16 protein-coding genes are annotated in these 14,501 nt (G+C 71.8%); 8 read left to right on the top strand and 8 right to left on the bottom strand.

Features of this window, described 5'->3' with window-relative positions; all coding sequences use genetic code 11:
* Positions 1 to 119 precede the first annotated feature (119 nt).
* From KCQ71_RS02705 to KCQ71_RS02720, 4 genes are all read left to right on the top strand, one after another.
* A complete protein-coding gene (locus KCQ71_RS02705) occupies positions 120 to 2,969 on the top strand; it encodes a cation-translocating P-type ATPase (RefSeq protein ID WP_223402571.1) in 2,850 nt (949 codons plus the stop codon).
* Positions 2,970 to 3,053: 84 nt separating this feature from the next.
* Positions 3,054 to 5,819, top strand: coding sequence for an ATP-dependent RNA helicase (locus KCQ71_RS02710; RefSeq protein WP_223402573.1), 2,766 nt, complete (start codon positions 3,054 to 3,056; stop codon positions 5,817 to 5,819).
* Between the two features lie 203 nt (positions 5,820 to 6,022).
* Positions 6,023 to 6,601 carry a thioredoxin family protein gene (locus KCQ71_RS02715; RefSeq protein ID WP_223402575.1) on the top strand — a complete coding sequence of 193 codons (579 nt, stop codon included), beginning with the start codon at positions 6,023 to 6,025 and terminating at the stop codon, positions 6,599 to 6,601.
* Positions 6,598 to 7,062, top strand: coding sequence for a DUF4395 domain-containing protein (locus KCQ71_RS02720; RefSeq protein ID WP_223402577.1), 465 nt, complete (start codon positions 6,598 to 6,600; stop codon positions 7,060 to 7,062). Before KCQ71_RS02715 ends, KCQ71_RS02720 begins: the two co-directional genes overlap by 4 nt.
* An 88-nt stretch (positions 7,063 to 7,150) precedes the next feature.
* Here the strand turns inward: KCQ71_RS02720 and KCQ71_RS02725 are convergent, their stop codons facing one another.
* From KCQ71_RS02725 to KCQ71_RS02755, 8 genes are all read right to left on the bottom strand, one after another.
* The gene (locus tag KCQ71_RS02725; protein ID WP_223402579.1) at positions 7,151 to 8,227 is read right to left on the bottom strand and encodes a DUF932 domain-containing protein; all 1,077 of its coding nucleotides are present in this window, start codon (positions 8,225 to 8,227) and stop codon (positions 7,151 to 7,153) included.
* Between the two features lie 56 nt (positions 8,228 to 8,283).
* Positions 8,284 to 8,823, bottom strand: coding sequence for a GNAT family N-acetyltransferase (locus KCQ71_RS02730; RefSeq protein WP_223402581.1), 540 nt, complete (start codon positions 8,821 to 8,823; stop codon positions 8,284 to 8,286).
* A 74-nt stretch (positions 8,824 to 8,897) separates the two neighbouring features.
* Positions 8,898 to 9,377 (bottom strand): hypothetical protein, encoded by a 480-nt coding sequence (locus KCQ71_RS02735; protein ID WP_223402583.1) that lies wholly within the window; start codon positions 9,375 to 9,377, stop codon positions 8,898 to 8,900.
* Positions 9,378 to 9,469: 92 nt separating this feature from the next.
* Positions 9,470 to 9,706 carry a hypothetical protein gene (locus KCQ71_RS02740; RefSeq protein WP_223402584.1) on the bottom strand — a complete coding sequence of 79 codons (237 nt, stop codon included), beginning with the start codon at positions 9,704 to 9,706 and terminating at the stop codon, positions 9,470 to 9,472.
* Positions 9,703 to 9,837 (bottom strand): hypothetical protein, encoded by a 135-nt coding sequence (locus KCQ71_RS27190; RefSeq protein ID WP_283248569.1) that lies wholly within the window; start codon positions 9,835 to 9,837, stop codon positions 9,703 to 9,705. Before KCQ71_RS27190 ends, KCQ71_RS02740 begins: the two co-directional genes overlap by 4 nt.
* A 33-nt stretch (positions 9,838 to 9,870) precedes the next feature.
* Positions 9,871 to 10,863 carry an LLM class F420-dependent oxidoreductase gene (locus KCQ71_RS02745; protein ID WP_223402586.1) on the bottom strand — a complete coding sequence of 331 codons (993 nt, stop codon included), beginning with the start codon at positions 10,861 to 10,863 and terminating at the stop codon, positions 9,871 to 9,873.
* Positions 10,860 to 11,450: a DUF4126 domain-containing protein gene (locus KCQ71_RS02750; RefSeq protein WP_223402588.1), complete on the bottom strand. Its 591-nt coding sequence runs from the start codon at positions 11,448 to 11,450 to the stop codon at positions 10,860 to 10,862. The genes KCQ71_RS02745 and KCQ71_RS02750 overlap by 4 nt, the downstream gene beginning before the upstream one ends.
* A gap of 4 nt (positions 11,451 to 11,454) precedes the next feature.
* Positions 11,455 to 11,766: an MTH1187 family thiamine-binding protein gene (locus KCQ71_RS02755; RefSeq protein WP_223402590.1), complete on the bottom strand. Its 312-nt coding sequence runs from the start codon at positions 11,764 to 11,766 to the stop codon at positions 11,455 to 11,457.
* 68 nt (positions 11,767 to 11,834) lie between these two features.
* Between KCQ71_RS02755 and KCQ71_RS02760 the strand changes: the two genes are divergently transcribed.
* From KCQ71_RS02760 to KCQ71_RS02775, 4 genes are all read left to right on the top strand, one after another.
* Entirely contained in the window at positions 11,835 to 12,473 is a 639-nt protein-coding gene (locus tag KCQ71_RS02760; RefSeq protein WP_223402592.1) for a CDP-alcohol phosphatidyltransferase family protein, read from the top strand.
* Entirely contained in the window at positions 12,470 to 13,327 is an 858-nt protein-coding gene (locus tag KCQ71_RS02765) for a DUF881 domain-containing protein (RefSeq protein ID WP_223402594.1), read from the top strand. The genes KCQ71_RS02760 and KCQ71_RS02765 overlap by 4 nt, the downstream gene beginning before the upstream one ends.
* Positions 13,328 to 13,391: 64 nt before the next feature.
* Positions 13,392 to 13,724, top strand: a complete 333-nt coding sequence (locus tag KCQ71_RS02770) for a small basic family protein (protein WP_223402596.1) — start codon at positions 13,392 to 13,394, stop codon at positions 13,722 to 13,724.
* A gap of 3 nt (positions 13,725 to 13,727) precedes the next feature.
* Positions 13,728 to 14,480 (top strand): DUF881 domain-containing protein, encoded by a 753-nt coding sequence (locus tag KCQ71_RS02775; protein ID WP_223402598.1) that lies wholly within the window; start codon positions 13,728 to 13,730, stop codon positions 14,478 to 14,480.
* The last annotated feature ends 21 nt before the right edge of the window (positions 14,481 to 14,501 follow it).

Raw genomic sequence — 14,501 nt, forward strand, 5'->3', positions numbered from 1 at the left:
CGGACCCGGGAGTGTTCCGGAGCATTCAGGAAGGGTTCGGACGATGGTCCTATGGCGTTCCGGGTGCAGCCTGGGAAACTGGCCCAGGAACGGTTGCGGCCCGAGCGAGGGGAAACACCATGCAGGCGGAGCGTCCGAGCCAGGCCGACGCGGGGCGAGCGACTGGTCCGGGGCAGCGGGTTCCCGGCCCGGATCCGACGGTCACCGATGCGGTCGCGGTCGCTGCGACGCTGGACGTGGACCCCGCCCTCGGGCTCACCAGCGCCGAAGCCGCACGCCGGCTCGCGGCGGACGGGCCGAACGAACTGCGATCGGCGCCGGCTGTCCCGTTGTGGCGGAAGATCCTGGCCCAGTTCCAGGACCCGCTGATCTACCTGCTGCTCGTCGCGGTCGTCATCTCGCTGGTGGCGTGGCTGGTGGAGGGCGCTCACGGCCTGCCGATCGACTCGATCGTGATCACCGCCGTCGTGGCCCTGAACGCGGTCCTCGGCTTCGTCCAGGAGAACAAGGCCGAGAACGCCGTCGCCGCCCTGGCGCAGATGACCGCGGTGGCCTCGACCGTGCTCCGGGACGGGGAGCTCAAGTCCGTGCCGTCCGCCGATCTGGTCCGCGGGGACGTGCTTGTGCTCGGCGAGGGCGACGCCGTCGGCGCCGACGCCAGACTGCTCCGGGCCAGCGCGCTGCGGATCGCGGAGGCGTCGCTGACCGGGGAGAGCGAGGCGGTCCTGAAGGATCCGGCCGTGCTCGCGGAGCCCGCGCCGCTCGGGGACCGGCTGAACATGGTGTTCAAGGGCACGGCCGTCGCTCAGGGGACCGGCCGTGCCATCGTGACCGGAACCGCGATGGACACCGAGATGGGCTCCATCGCGGACATGCTCGACGCGACGGTCGAGGAGGACAGCCCGCTCGAGAAGGACCTGGACGGGGTGTCCCGGCTGCTCGGTCTCACGGTGATCATCATCGCGATCGTGGTCATGGTGGTCACGGCCCTCGTGAACCAGGTCAGCACCCCCAGCGAGTTCGTGACCGTGCTGCTGCTCGGTGTCTCGCTGGCAGTGGCCGCCGTTCCCGAAGGACTACCGGCGATCCTGTCCGTGGTGCTCGCCATCGGCGTGCAGCGGATGGCGCGAGAGAACGCCGTCGTGAAGCGGCTGCACTCGGTGGAGACCCTGGGATCCGCCTCCGTGATCGCCTCGGACAAGACCGGCACGCTCACGAAGAACGAGATGACGGTCGAGCGGGTGGTCACCGCCTCGGGTCGGGTCGAACTGACCGGCGTGGGCTACGCGCCCGACGGCGAGGCCCTCACCGAGGGCCTGCCGGTCACCGACACCGCGCTGCTGCACGAGGCGCGCATGGTGCTGGGCGGCGGGTCGCTGTCGAACGACGCGCAGCTGACCGAGACCGGTGGCACCTGGCAGATCCAGGGCGATCCGACCGAGGCCGCGTTCCTCGTGGCCGCCTACAAGCTCGAGGGCACCAGGGACGCCGTCGCCGAGTTCCAGCGCGAGGCCGAGGTGCCGTTCACCTCCGAGCGCAAGCGGATGACCACCCAACAGTTCCGTGCCTCGGAGGACGCGCACGGCATCGTCACCAAGGGAGCCCCGGACGTGCTCCTGGGCCTGTGCAACCGGGTCCAGGTGGGCGAGGAGGTCGTCGAACTGACGGCGCAGCGCCGGGCCCAGGCCCTTGCCGACGTCGAGGACCTCTCCGCCGCGGCCCTGCGCACCCTGGGTGTCGCCTACCGGCGGCTCGACGAGAAGGACGACGACGTCCTCGACGAGAGCGACGAGCGGGACCTGATCTACCTCGGCGTGGTCGGCATCATCGACCCACCGCGACCGGAGGCCGCGGTGGCGGTGCGCGAGGCGCAGCGCGCCGGGATCCGGACGATCATGATCACCGGGGACCACCCGAGCACCGCGGCCCGGATCGCCGCGGACCTCGGCATCGTGGAGAGCGGTGCGCGCGCCGTCACCGGGGCCGAGCTGGACGAGCTCGACGGCGAAGGACTGCGGGACGTCACCCGCGAGGTCAGCGTGTACGCGCGGGTCGCGCCGAAGAACAAGAACGACATCGTCGACGCGCTCCAGGCCGACGGCCAGGTGGTCGCCATGACCGGCGACGGGGTCAACGACGCGCCCGCTCTGAAGTCCGCGGACATCGGCGTCGCCATGGGGATCACCGGGACGGAGGTCACCAAGGAGGCGAGCAAGATGATCCTCGGCGACGACAACTTCGCCACGATCGTCTCCGCGGTGCGCCAGGGCCGGGTCATCTTCGAGAACATCAAGAAGTTCCTGCGCTACCTGCTCTCGTCCAACATGGGGGAGGTCTTCACCGTCTTCCTCGGCGTGGTGTTCGCCGGTGCCATCGGTCTGACGGACGCCTCCACCGACGCCGTCGTGGTGCCGCTGCTCGCCACCCAGATCCTTTGGATCAACCTGGTCACCGACTCCGGGCCGGCGCTGGCGATGGGGGTGGATCCCGAGGTGGACGACGTGATGGCGCGGCGGCCCCGGCCGCTCACCGAGAAGATCATCGACTCGCGGATGTGGATCGGCATCCTCAGCGTCGGGCTCGTGATGGGTCTGATCACGCTGCTCACGATCGACATCTTCCTGCCCGGGGGTTTGATCGCGGGCGGCGACGATACGCTCGACGTGGCCAGGACCGCCGGGTTCACCACGCTGGTGCTCGCCCAGTTGTTCAACGCGTTCAACTCCCGGTCGGAGACCACGAGCGCGTTCTCCCACGCGTTCACGAACAAGTGGCTGTGGGGGGCGGTCGCGTTGGCGTTCGTGCTGCAGCTGGCGATCGTGGAGATCCCGTTCCTGCAGGTGGCCTTCGGGACCGCGTCGCTCGACCTCGCGCACTGGTTGGTCTGCCTCGCGATGGCCTCGTCGGTGCTCTGGTTCGACGAGATCCGCAAGGTGGTGCTGCGGGCGAAGGACGCACGCAAGGGCTGACGCGGTCGACGGCGGACGGCTGGGTACCGCGGACGGCGGTGGGCGGTCGTGGGTTGCGCGGTCCCGGCTGGCAGACTGCGGGACGTGCCCCCCGAACCGATCGCCCGGCTGCTGGCCACGCCACCGGACTACCCGGTCGTGGCCGGGCTGCCCGACGTCGTCGCTGCCGCCCGCCACCGAGGCGTCGCCGTCGTGCAGGCGCCGCCCGGGACGGGCAAGACCACGCTCGTGCCGCCCGCGTTGGCGGCAGCCGTCCCGGGCCGGATCGTGGTCACCCAGCCCCGTCGGATCGCGGCGCGGGCGGCGGCGCGACGGTTGGCCGGGCTGCTCGGCGAGGGTCTCGGCCAGACCGTCGGGTACAGCGTGCGGGGCGATCGGCACGTCGGCCCAGGCACCCGGATCGAGTTCGTCACCACCGGTCTGCTGTTGCGCCGCCTGCAGGCCGACCCCGACCTACCAGGCGTCGGCGCCGTCATCCTCGACGAGGTTCACGAACGGCAGCTCGACGCGGACCTGACCCTGGCCCTGTGCGTGGACGTGCGCACGAACCTGCGCGAGGACCTGCCCGTGATCGCCATGTCCGCCACGGTGGCCGCCGAACTGACGGCGCAAGCCCTCGGCGGGACCGACCCCGCCGGCCCGGCGCCCGTGATCACCGTGCCCGGCATCCTGCACCCGGTCAGGGAGCACTGGAAGCCGCCACCCACCCGGGTGGCCCGCACGGACGAGCGGGGCATCACCAGGCCCTTCCTCGAGCATGTGGCCGCCACCGCCCGCATGGCACTGGCGGACACCGACGGCGACATCCTGGTGTTCGTCCCCGGCGCCTACGAAGTGGACACGGTCTGCCGGTCGCTCGCCGGTGCCGGCGGCGTCGGAGCCGACGTGCGGCCGCTGCACGGCCGCCTCTCGGGCGAGCAGCAGGACCTCGCCCTCAACCCGGGTCCGCGGCGGCGGGTCGTCGTGTCGACGGCGGTGGCCGAGTCCTCGTTGACCGTGCCCGGGGTGCGGGTGGTCGTCGACGCGGGCTTCGCCCGCCGGCCGCGCACCGATCACCGGCGCGGCCTGGCTGGGCTGGTCACCACCTGGGCGAGCCGTGCGGAGACCGAGCAGCGCGCCGGCCGCGCCGGGCGGGAGGGACCGGGGGCGGTCTACCGGTGCTGGTCCCAGGGCGATCACGCCCGGCTGGATGCGCACCCGGTGCCGGAGATCCAGACCGCCGACCTGACCGCGTTCGCCCTGGAGCTCGCCTGCTGGGGCAGCCCCGACGGCGCGGGCCTGGCCCTCCTCGACGAACCACCGCCGACGGCGCTGGCGGCCGCCCGCGAGACGCTCACCGGACTCGGCGCGCTCGACACCGACGGGCGGCTCACCGAGCGCGGGCGGGCCATCTCGGCGGTCGGCACCGATCCACGGCTGGCGCGGGCGCTCCTCGATGCGAGTGCCGCTGTCGGCGCTCGGCGCGCTGCGGAGGTGGTGGCCATGCTGGCCGAGGACACCCGCGCCCCCGGCGGTGACCTCGTCGCCGCGCTACGTGCCCTTCGGCGCGGCGGTCCCGCCACGCGTGCCTGGCGGGACCAGGCAGACCGGTTGGCGCGGCGGGTCGGAAGGCGGCCGGGCAAGCCAGCCCTGCGGTCGACCGCGGCCGGCGAGACGCATGAGCCCACTGCCCGCGAGGCGCGTGAGCCCGCTGCGGCCGGCGAGACGCATGAGCCCGCCGCGGCCGGCGAGACCTCCAAGGCGGCTGGCCGCGGCTCCCCGGGTGCACGCGCAACCACGACCGGGGCCGCGCAGTCGGCCGGCCTCGGTGGCACGGGTGCGGGCGACAGGCGAGGTAGCGGCGTCGAGCCGCCCGGGCTCGCCTTCGGTGGTGACCTCGCCCTCGGTGACGACCTCGCCGTCGGGCTCGTGGTCGCCTTGGCCCACCCCGACCGGATCGCCCGACGTCGCCCGAACTCGACCGCCTACCTGATGGCGTCCGGCACCGGCGCGAGCCTCCCGGACGGTGCCCTGGCCGGCCTCGAGTGGCTGGCGGTGGCCGACGCGGACCGGACACCCGGGCGACGGGACGCGACCATCCGATCCGCAGCGCCGCTGGACGCGGACCTGGCTCGCCTGGCGGCGCCGGCGCTGCTCCGGTCGCAGACGCGGGTGACCTGGGAGCGCGGCCGCGTCGTCGCCCGGCGCGGTGAGTGGCTCGGCGCCATCGAGCTCTCCTCGGCCCCGGTGCCCGACCCTGCCCCCGAGCTCGTACGCGCCGCCGTGCGGGAGGGCATCGCGGCCGAAGGGCTCGGCGTGCTGCGCTGGACGGACGCGGGCCGCGCCCTGCGGGCAAGACTCCGGTTCCTCCGTGCCGCGATGGGGGAGCCGTGGCCGGACGTCTCCGACGAGGCACTGCTGCGTGGCCTGGACTCCTGGCTGGGCCCCGACCTGGCCCGGGTCCGTGGCACCGGTGCACTGGCCCGGATCGACACCCTCGCCGCGCTGCGGCGGCTGCTCCCGTGGCCGGAGGCGACGCACCTTGAGGAGTGGGCGCCCGAGCGGGTCAAGGTACCGAGCGGCTCATCGATCCGGGTCGACTACTCGGCCGATCAACCGGTCGTCGCGGTGAAGCTGCAGGAGGCCTTCGGCTGGCACCCGCCGCTGCTCGCCCGCGGACGGGTCGGACTCCTGGTGCACCTGCTTTCGCCGGCCGGCCGGCCGGCCGCCATCACCGGGGACCTGGACTCGTTCTGGGACACGGGGTACCCGCAGGTGCGCGCGGACCTGCGCGGCCGCTACCCCAAGCACGCGTGGCCCGAGGACCCGCGTACGGCAACGGCACACCGGGGCACCTCCCGGCGGTCCTAGCGGCGCGGATGCCGGCACCGGCACCGGCAGCGGCAGCGGCGCCGGCATCCGTCCGGGCGGCCCAGTGGACGATCGGTACGGCAGTCGTCATCCGGAGGATGAACGGACGGCGTCGGCGGCCCCTGGCCCGGGGTCCTGTCCACGATCCGGACGAAATGGTCGCGCGCGCTCGTGCGCCGGCGCGCCGTCCTACGCTCGACGGCGTGAGTGAGGACCTGCTGCTACGTGCCGCCGCCATCGTGGTGCTTCTGGCGGTCGCGAGCGTCGGCTGGCGGCTCGCGACCCGCAGGCGCGGCGAGCTGCGCCCGACTCACGCGAACCGTACCGCCACGCGCGGCAGGAGAGACCGGCGCAGCCGCGGCACGACCGAGGGATCGCAGACGCTGGAGCGGGTACGCGAGGTCGTCGCTGTGACGCCTGGCACCGGTGCCACGGTGGTGCAGGTCTCCTCCGAGTACTGCAGCCCGTGCCGTCGCAGCGCCGGGCTGTGGTCCGAGCTGGCCGCCTCGGAGCCCGCGCTGTCCTTCGTCGAGGTCGACGGCGGCGCGCACCTCGACCTGACCCGGCGGTTCGCGGTCCTGAGCACGCCGACGTCGCTGCTGTTCGACTCGACCGGCGCGTTCGTCGGCCGGATCGGTGGCGCGCCCACTCGCGCTCAGGCGGCCCGCGCACTCCAGAGCCTCATCGAGGGCAACCCTGGCGCCGGCGCACTCATCGACGCCCGTCCGAGACCAGGCACCGCATCCCGCACCGCCACTGATCAGATCGGAGCACCTCGATGACGACTGCCCCCGACGACACCGAACGAGCCGCGGGTATCGACCCACGCGGACCCAGGTTCGGCGCCGCCCTCACGGCCATCCTGCTGATCGCCACGATCCTGGCCGGCGACTCGCAGGCGGGACTGATCCTGCTCGCCGTCGTGGTCGCATCGTTCGCGCTCGGCGTCGCCCGGGGGATCCAGGGCACGTGGCAGGGCCTGCTGTACGCGTCGCTGCTACGTCCCCGCTTGGCCCCGCCGACCGAGCGTGAGGACCCCGCGCCACCACGCTTCGCCCAGCTCGTCGGCCTCATCATCACCGGTGTCGGCCTCGTCCTCGGGCTGCTCGGCGTCGGGTGGGCGGTGACCGTGTTCGCGGCCGTGGCGCTCGTCGCAGCGTTCCTGAACGCGGCCTTCGGGCTGTGCCTCGGATGCGAGATGTACCTCCTCGGGCGGCGACTGCGCCCGAGCCGGGTGGCCTGAGTCATGCCTCACGGCTCACGGTGCCGCGCGGCGACCCGGCCGCACCACCACGGGCGCCGGTTGCGCACCCAGCGGGTCCGCTCGGGGCTCAGGACCCCTGCAACACCCCCTCCAGCGTGCGCCATGCGCGCACGTCGAGTTCCTCGAACGCACCGTTGACCATCTTGCGCATGTTGGACTGCAGCCGATCCGCCCCGGGTGCGAGTGCGCGCACATGGTGCTCGTGGGTGTTCACCGCCGCAACCACGGCGTGCGCCGTGCCTCGCCACGGCGCGGCACGTTCGTCGGTTCGGTACAGGTCCTCCAGCTCGCTGCGGCGCCGGTCGACGACGGCCTTGCGTGGCCCGGTCAGCTTGTCGCCGCTCTGCGGGTCGGTGGCGGGCACCCACACGTCCAGGAAGCCGGACCACTGCGCCTCGGACACGGGCACCGCGCACAGGCGAGCGACCTCGGCGGCGAACGCATCCGCCGTCGTGTAGACCACCTCGAGCGCCTGCCGGGCGCTCAACAGGCCGAGCTTCTCGTGGCGGGAGTGCCGGAACTTCGCCTGCGGTCCGCGCTCGGCCAGCGCGACGTTGCGGGTGTTGTCGCAGACCACGTCGGTGACCGTGCGCTTGTAGGTGGTGGCGAGCGTCCCGTCGAGGGTGGTGGTGGCGAGCAGGTTCGGCCGGAACTGCACGCCCTCCGGTGTCCGTAGGGCATCCGGCACGGAGACCTCCACCCACGCGACGGCGCCCTCCCGCAGGACACCCGCGGACGCGATCGAGAGGTCGTCGTCGAGGATGTGCTCGACGTTCTCGAGCAGCCACTCCCCGTACTGGTGGGGGACGTAGTCGGCGGAGAACACCCCGAACACGGTGCCCTCGTGGTCCTCCTCGCGGACGATCGCGCGCCGCCGCGGGTCGACGACCCACCGGACCGGGTTGCCGGCCGCGTCCAGGTGGGTGGCTTCCGCCTCGGTCGCCGGGCGTTCCACCGCGACCGGCCGGGCCGCGGCACGCCAGTTGAACAAGCGCTCACGGACGTCGGCGACCGGGATCGCGCCGGGATAGTGGTTCGGACGCTCGCCCTGAAACTCGGACTTGTAGTGCCACGCTCGACCGCGTCGATCGGTGTGACCGATCAGGGTGTTCGTGTTGAGGGTGGCCAGGGACTCCTTGGACATGATGTGCCTCCTTCGGGCTGTGGAGTCCTAGATAACCCCGGACCTCGGACACCCCGTCAGGACCCTGTGGACAACGCCTGCGGCCCCGTCAGGAGGCGCTCGAACCGGCGCACCGGTGCCCAGCCACTGGACGCCCCGAAGTCGGTGATGCCCCGTTCGGTGAAGCCGTGCTCGCGGTAGTAGCGGCGCAGTCGGGGATTGGTGGCCACACAGTCCAGACGGGCCGCCGGCAACCCGTGCGACGCGCTCATCCGGCAGAACCAGTCGAGGATCTGCCCGCCGAGGCCATCACCCGCTGCGGTGCGCGCGACCATCAGCCCGTGCAGGTACCCCGCGGATCCCTCGCCACCGAGCTCGGGTCCCCAGGTGTGCTCGTCGCGGGTCAGCAGCCGCGCGGTCGCGACGAGGCTCCCACCGCGGCGCAGCAGGTACCACTCTCCGCCCGCGACCTGGCGCCCCACCACGAGCGGGCTGACCTCGCCGACGCGCCACTGGGTCACCCCGATGGACTCCTGCCAGGCGGCGAGCTCGTCACGCAGCGCGACGATGTCGGAGGCGTCGGTGGAGTCCCGGGCGAGCGTCATCTCCTCAAGCACGCCGCTGAGATTAGCGGCATCGAAGGGGCAGGCGCCGGACGGACCGATGAGGTGCGCTCGGCCGGAGACCCCGCTCAGGAGGCGCCGGTCCCGCCGTCCGACTCGCGTCGGGACGGCTCGTCAGCCTCGCGCGCGCCCTCCACCTCCGCGTCCGAAGCAGGCTCGGGTGCGGCCGGCTCGGCCCGGGACGAGTACCACGACGTTCCCGGCGCGGGGGAGGGTGGGTAGTGGGCACCCACACCGTGGGCCGGGGTCGGCTCGCGTGCGTAGTCCGGTGGCCGGTAGGCGGGGTCGGCCAGGGTGTGGTCGGGCGCGTCGGCCTCCGGATTGACGGGGTAGGGGCTGGTCGCGTAGTCCGTCCAGGGCGACGATCCCGATGCGGGCCGGCCCTCCCGCTCCGGCGCGTCGCTGTGTTCGGCCGGGGCCGGGTGCACGCCCGACGGCGGCGGGCTGGCCGGGTAGGCGGTGCCGACCTCGCCGTCGGTGGCGTCGTGCCCTTCGGCCGAGTCGTCCGGTCGGCCGTCGGGGCGGTGGCGGCGATCGCGATCGGTCACGGGTTACCTCCGAGGTGGGACGGCTACGGCCTGTCCAGCGTGGGACGTCGCCGCCGGTGAGTCAAGCACCGGCGGACGACGACCGCGCAACCTCACTTCCGCCGTCGACCGTTCCACCAGGCGGCCACGAACGGCCAGGAGAACGCGATCGCCGCGCACATCGCGATGCTGCCGCCCCAGCCGAGGCCGAGCCGGCGAGCCACCACGTTCAGCACGATGATGATGACCACCGTGACGATCATCTGCTGCATGCCCAGGTGCCAGAGTTTGCGCGAGCGCGCCATCCGTGGCGGCGCGACGGTGGGGCGGGGGGGACCGGGTGTGCTCACGCGTCGTCGCTCCTGGCGGCGTCGGCCACTTCTTCCTCGGGGCGAGGCGGGATGGTCTCGTCCTCCTCGAGAAGGTGGATCTCGTGGGCGCCGACCGGGGCGTCGTCACCCTCGGCTGGTGTGACAGACATGGTGTCCTCCTTCGGATCACGCTTCTGACAGGGTCAGGACAGGTGCGGAATGACTTCGCGCTCGAACAGCTCGATACCGGAACGATCGTATGCCGCCTCCGGGAAGTAGAAGATCGCATACGTGAGCCCGGCGGCCTTCATGGCCGTGAGCCGCTCGACGATCTGCTCCGGTGTGCCCACCGCGAGCGAGGCATCGTTGCGGTAGCCGCCGACCATGTTCTCGGTGCGCTCGGCGCCCAGATGGGGAAGGGATCGCTCGGCCAGGATCCGCAGACGCTCGTCCACCTCGGCCTGCGTGCTCCCGATCGCGACGTTGTAGTCGGCGGAGCGGGTGATCGCACCGAAGTCGGTGCCGACGTCGGCGCAGTGCTCGGCCAGCACCCGGCTCTTGTGCGCGAAACCGTCCGGGCTGCCGTCGAAGTTCGTGTGCGTGGCGTACTTCGCGGCGATCCGCAGGGTGACCTTCTCCCCGCCGCCTGCGATCCAGAGCGGCAGGCCACCCGCCTGCAGTGGCAGCGGACGCACGATCGCGCCGTCCACCTGGTAGTGCTTGCCGTCGAGGGTCGCGACGCCCTCGGTCCAGGCCTGCCGCATGATCTGGACACCCTCGTCCAGCATTCCCAGGCGCACCCCCGGGCGCGGGAATCCGTGCCCGTAGGCGCGCCACTCGTGCTCGTACCAGCCGCCGCCGATGCCCATCTGAGCGCGACCACCGGAGATGACGTCCACGGTCGCCGCCACCTTGGCCAGGTGCGCGGGGTTGCGGTAGGCCATGCAGGTGCACATCTGACCAAGCTTCACGCGGGACGTGCTCGCCGCGAACGCCGCCATCAGCGTCCAGGCCTCATGGGTGGCCTCAGTGCTCGGGACCGGGGTGGTGTGGTAGTGGTCGTAGACCCACAGGGAGTCCCAGGCGCCGGCGTCCGCGTGCTGCGCGAGACCGTTCATGACTGCCCAGTGTTCGCTCGGTTCGATGTCGGTGAGGTCGAAGCGCCAGCCCTGCGGGATGAAGAGTCCGAATTTCATGTGCTCAAACTACGGCGTCGGCGGCGTTGCGAACGCATCCGCATCACCACGACCACCAGCACCGCGATGAAGACGAGCACGAGTACCGGGACCAGGATGGCCAGAATGGTCAGCGTCACCGACGAGACGTCCTCCACGGTGGACGCGACCGGGGCTCCGACGCCGGCCGTGGACAGGTTGACCACCGACCGGGCACCGGCCTTCGCGACGTGCGTGGTGAGCGCGAGGAACAAGCCGATGATGAAGGCGATCCCTGCCTCGCTCGTGAAGAACGAGCCCGGGTCGGTGACCGCGGGAGTGACGGAACCGGTGCCGGCTGCGAAGACGATGCCACCCGCCGTCGGGCGGACGAAGGTCTGCAGCACGTCGTTGACATGATCGACGGCGGGGATCTTGTCCGCGACCACCTCGATGGCCAGGAGGACACCGAGGATGATCAGGACCCAGTCGCTGCCCAGCCACGCCCAGGTCGCGGGCAGTTCGAGGATGCTCGTGAACCGGGCCAGCAGGCCCATCACGAGGAGCGGGATGTAGGCGTTCAGGCCGGCGGCGAACGCCAGCCCGCTCCCCGTGAGGACCTCGAGCACGGCGTCAGGCCTCGGGCTCGGACCGGCGCCGCAGGTGCTCGTCGACCCGGTCCACCTTCCCGGTGAGCTCGCCGGTGTGGCCCGGGCGGATGTCCGCCTTCATGACCAGCGAGATCCGGTTGCCGTGGGCAGCGACGGCCTCGGTGGCGCGCCTGACGACGTCGAACACCTCGTCCCAGTCGCCCTCGATCGTGGTGAACATCGCGTCGGTCCGGTGGGGCAGCCCGGAGGCGCGGACCACGGCAACCGCGTCGGCGACGGCGGCCGTGACGGACTCCCCGGAACCGAGCGGAGCAACAGAGAAGGCGAGCAGCATGGCTGAAGTGTCCCACCAGGGAAGACCTGGACGGCAGCGACCGGCCGCGGATCGTCTAACCTCGGATCGTGAGCACAGGCCCCGAGCACACCGGCGAGACGGACACCGATCGGGTCCTCACCGTGCCGAACATCATCTCGATGATCCGGCTTCTCCTCGTGCCCGTGGTCGGCTACCTGATCCTGTCCGGACACTTCGTCGCGGCGTTCGTGGTGCTGGTCGTCGCGGGGTTCAGCGACTGGCTCGATGGCGTCATCGCGCGCCGGTTCCACCAGACCTCCAAACTCGGCAGGGCGCTGGATCCGGCGGCGGACCGGCTGTTCATCTTCGTCACCCTGGTCGGCCTGTGCGTGCAGGGGATCGTGCCGTGGTGGCTCCTGATCGCGATCGCCGCCAAGGACCTGCTCGTCACCGCGTGCCTGCCGTTCATGTTCCGGCGCGGCTACCCCGGCTTTCCCGTGCACGTCGTGGGCAAGTCCGGCACCTTCGCCCTGATGTACGCGTTCCCGCTGCTACTCCTCGCCCAGATCCCCGGCGCCCCCGGCGAGATCGCCTACGTACTCGGCTGGTCGGCGGCGTTGTGGGGCGTGTTCCTGTACTGGTGCGCGGGCGCCATCTACCTGCTCCAGTTCCGTCAGGTGATCACCGGCGCCGCCGGCACGGACCGCACCGGCACCGCACCGCCGAACCCACCGGTTGCGGCATGAGCACGCCCCGCCCCGGTGGCAGCAGGATCCCGGTCGGGCGTCGGCCCGACGCCTCGATGACGCTCCTGAACGAGGTCACCGAGCGCCCGCTGGACCCCGGCTACGCAGCCGCGGCGCAGGCCCGGGCGGCGGGTACCGCGCCCCGGTACGGCCCCGTGTCCCGCGCCCTGGTCCTGCTCGCGGCGGCGGCCCTCGGCCTCGGTGGGGTCTGGGCGGCGAAGGCGCTGCGCGCCCCGCTGCCGTCGGGCGAGAGCGCCCGCGCGGTGCTGATCGAGCAGATCCGGGAGCGGATCGCCACTTCCGAGGAACTGACCGCACAGAACGACGGCGTCCGTACCGAGATCAACGACCTTCAGATCACCGCGCTCGGCTCGGGCGACGCACAGGTTCTCGACGAGTCGTCCGATCTCGCGGTGTGGGCCGGGAGCACGGCGGTGCACGGCCCCGGCGTGGTGGTCACCTTGGAGGACTCCCAGCGTGCCCAGAACAACGAACCGGGTACCCAGGAGCAGCGGGTCCAGGACTTCGACCTGCAGGTCGTGGTGAACGGGCTCTGGGCGAGCGGGGCCGAGGCGATAGCGATCAACGGGCACCGGCTGACCGCGGCCACCGCGATCCGGACCGCGGGGGAGGCAGTCCTCGTGGACCTGCAGCCGCTCGTGACCCCATACGTGGTCGAGGCGATCGGGGACCCGCTCCAGATGCGGACATCGTTCGCGCGTACGAGTGCGGCGACCCACCTGAACACCCTTTCCTCGCAGTTCTCGATCCCTTCGTCGGTCTCGCCGGCGGATGACCTGGTGCTGCCGGCCGGGACCACCTCGGGTCTGGTGAATGTGACGGAATCGTCATAGACACGTTCTGCCGCGACGGCGCGGTGCATGTCAGACTGACTCGACCCGGGGAGGGGAGGAACGCGTGATCGCTGTGGTGGGCCTGGTCATCGGCGTGGTCATCGGCCTCATCGTCCAGCCGAGTGTCCCCGTGGAGTTGCAGCCCTACCTGCCGATCGCGGTGGTGGCCGCCCTGGACGCGCTGTTCGGCGCCGTGCGTGCTCGCCTGGAGCACGTGTTCGACGAGCGCGTGTTCGTGACGTCGTTCCTGTTCAATGTGCTGATCGCGGCCTTCCTGGTGTTCCTCGGCGATCAGCTCGGTGTCGGTTCGCAGCTGAGCACTGCCGTCGTGGTGGTGCTCGGGATCCGGATCTTCTCCAATGCCGCCTCGATCCGACGCCACATCTTCAAGGCCTAGCCGATGGCGACCGACGAGGAGAAGCCGACGGCCGATGTCGACGCGGCCTCCGGCGACACGGCCACGACGCCGAAGGACGGCCGTGGGCAGAGCCTGCGCGCCCGGGTCCTGATCGCCGTCATGTGCGTGCTGCTCGGTATCGCGATCGTCGCCCAGGTCCGCCAGACCCAGGGCGACGAGTTCAGCTCGCTCCGACAGGACGACCTGGTCCGCCTCCTCGACGAGGTCACCCAGCGCAACGAGCAGCTGACCGCCGAGGGCGAGGAGCTGCGGACCCAGCGGTCGTCGCTGCAGTCGGGCTCGAACGCGCGCCAGTTCGCCGAGGACTACCTGACCCTGCAGTCCATCCTCGCCGGCACGGTCCCGGTCGAGGGTCCCGGCGTCGTGGTCGAGGTCGATGACCCCGACGGCGAGGTCTCGGCGCAGACGATGGTGCACATGCTCGAGGAGCTCCGTAACGCCGGTGCGGAGGCCGTGGAGGTCTCGGGTGTGCGCCTGACCGCGACGGCCTCGTTCACGGACGGGCCCGACGGCGTGATCGCCAACGGCGAGCCACTGACGTCACCGTACGAGTGGCGCGCGATCGGCAATCCGCAGACCATCTCCGTGGCACTCGACATCCCGGGCGGTGCACTCGCGGGGTTCCGTAACGCCGACGCCACGGTGGACATGGTCGAGCGGGACCTGGTGCAGATCACCGCCGTCGTGCAGGTCGTCGAGCCCGAGTACGCGGTGCCGGTCGAGGACGAGGACTGACCTTCCCGAATCGATCGGCGG

The sequence above is a fragment of the Occultella gossypii genome (assembly GCF_019947135.1).
In the GTDB taxonomy this organism is placed as follows: Bacteria; Actinomycetota; Actinomycetes; order Actinomycetales; family Beutenbergiaceae; genus Occultella; species Occultella gossypii.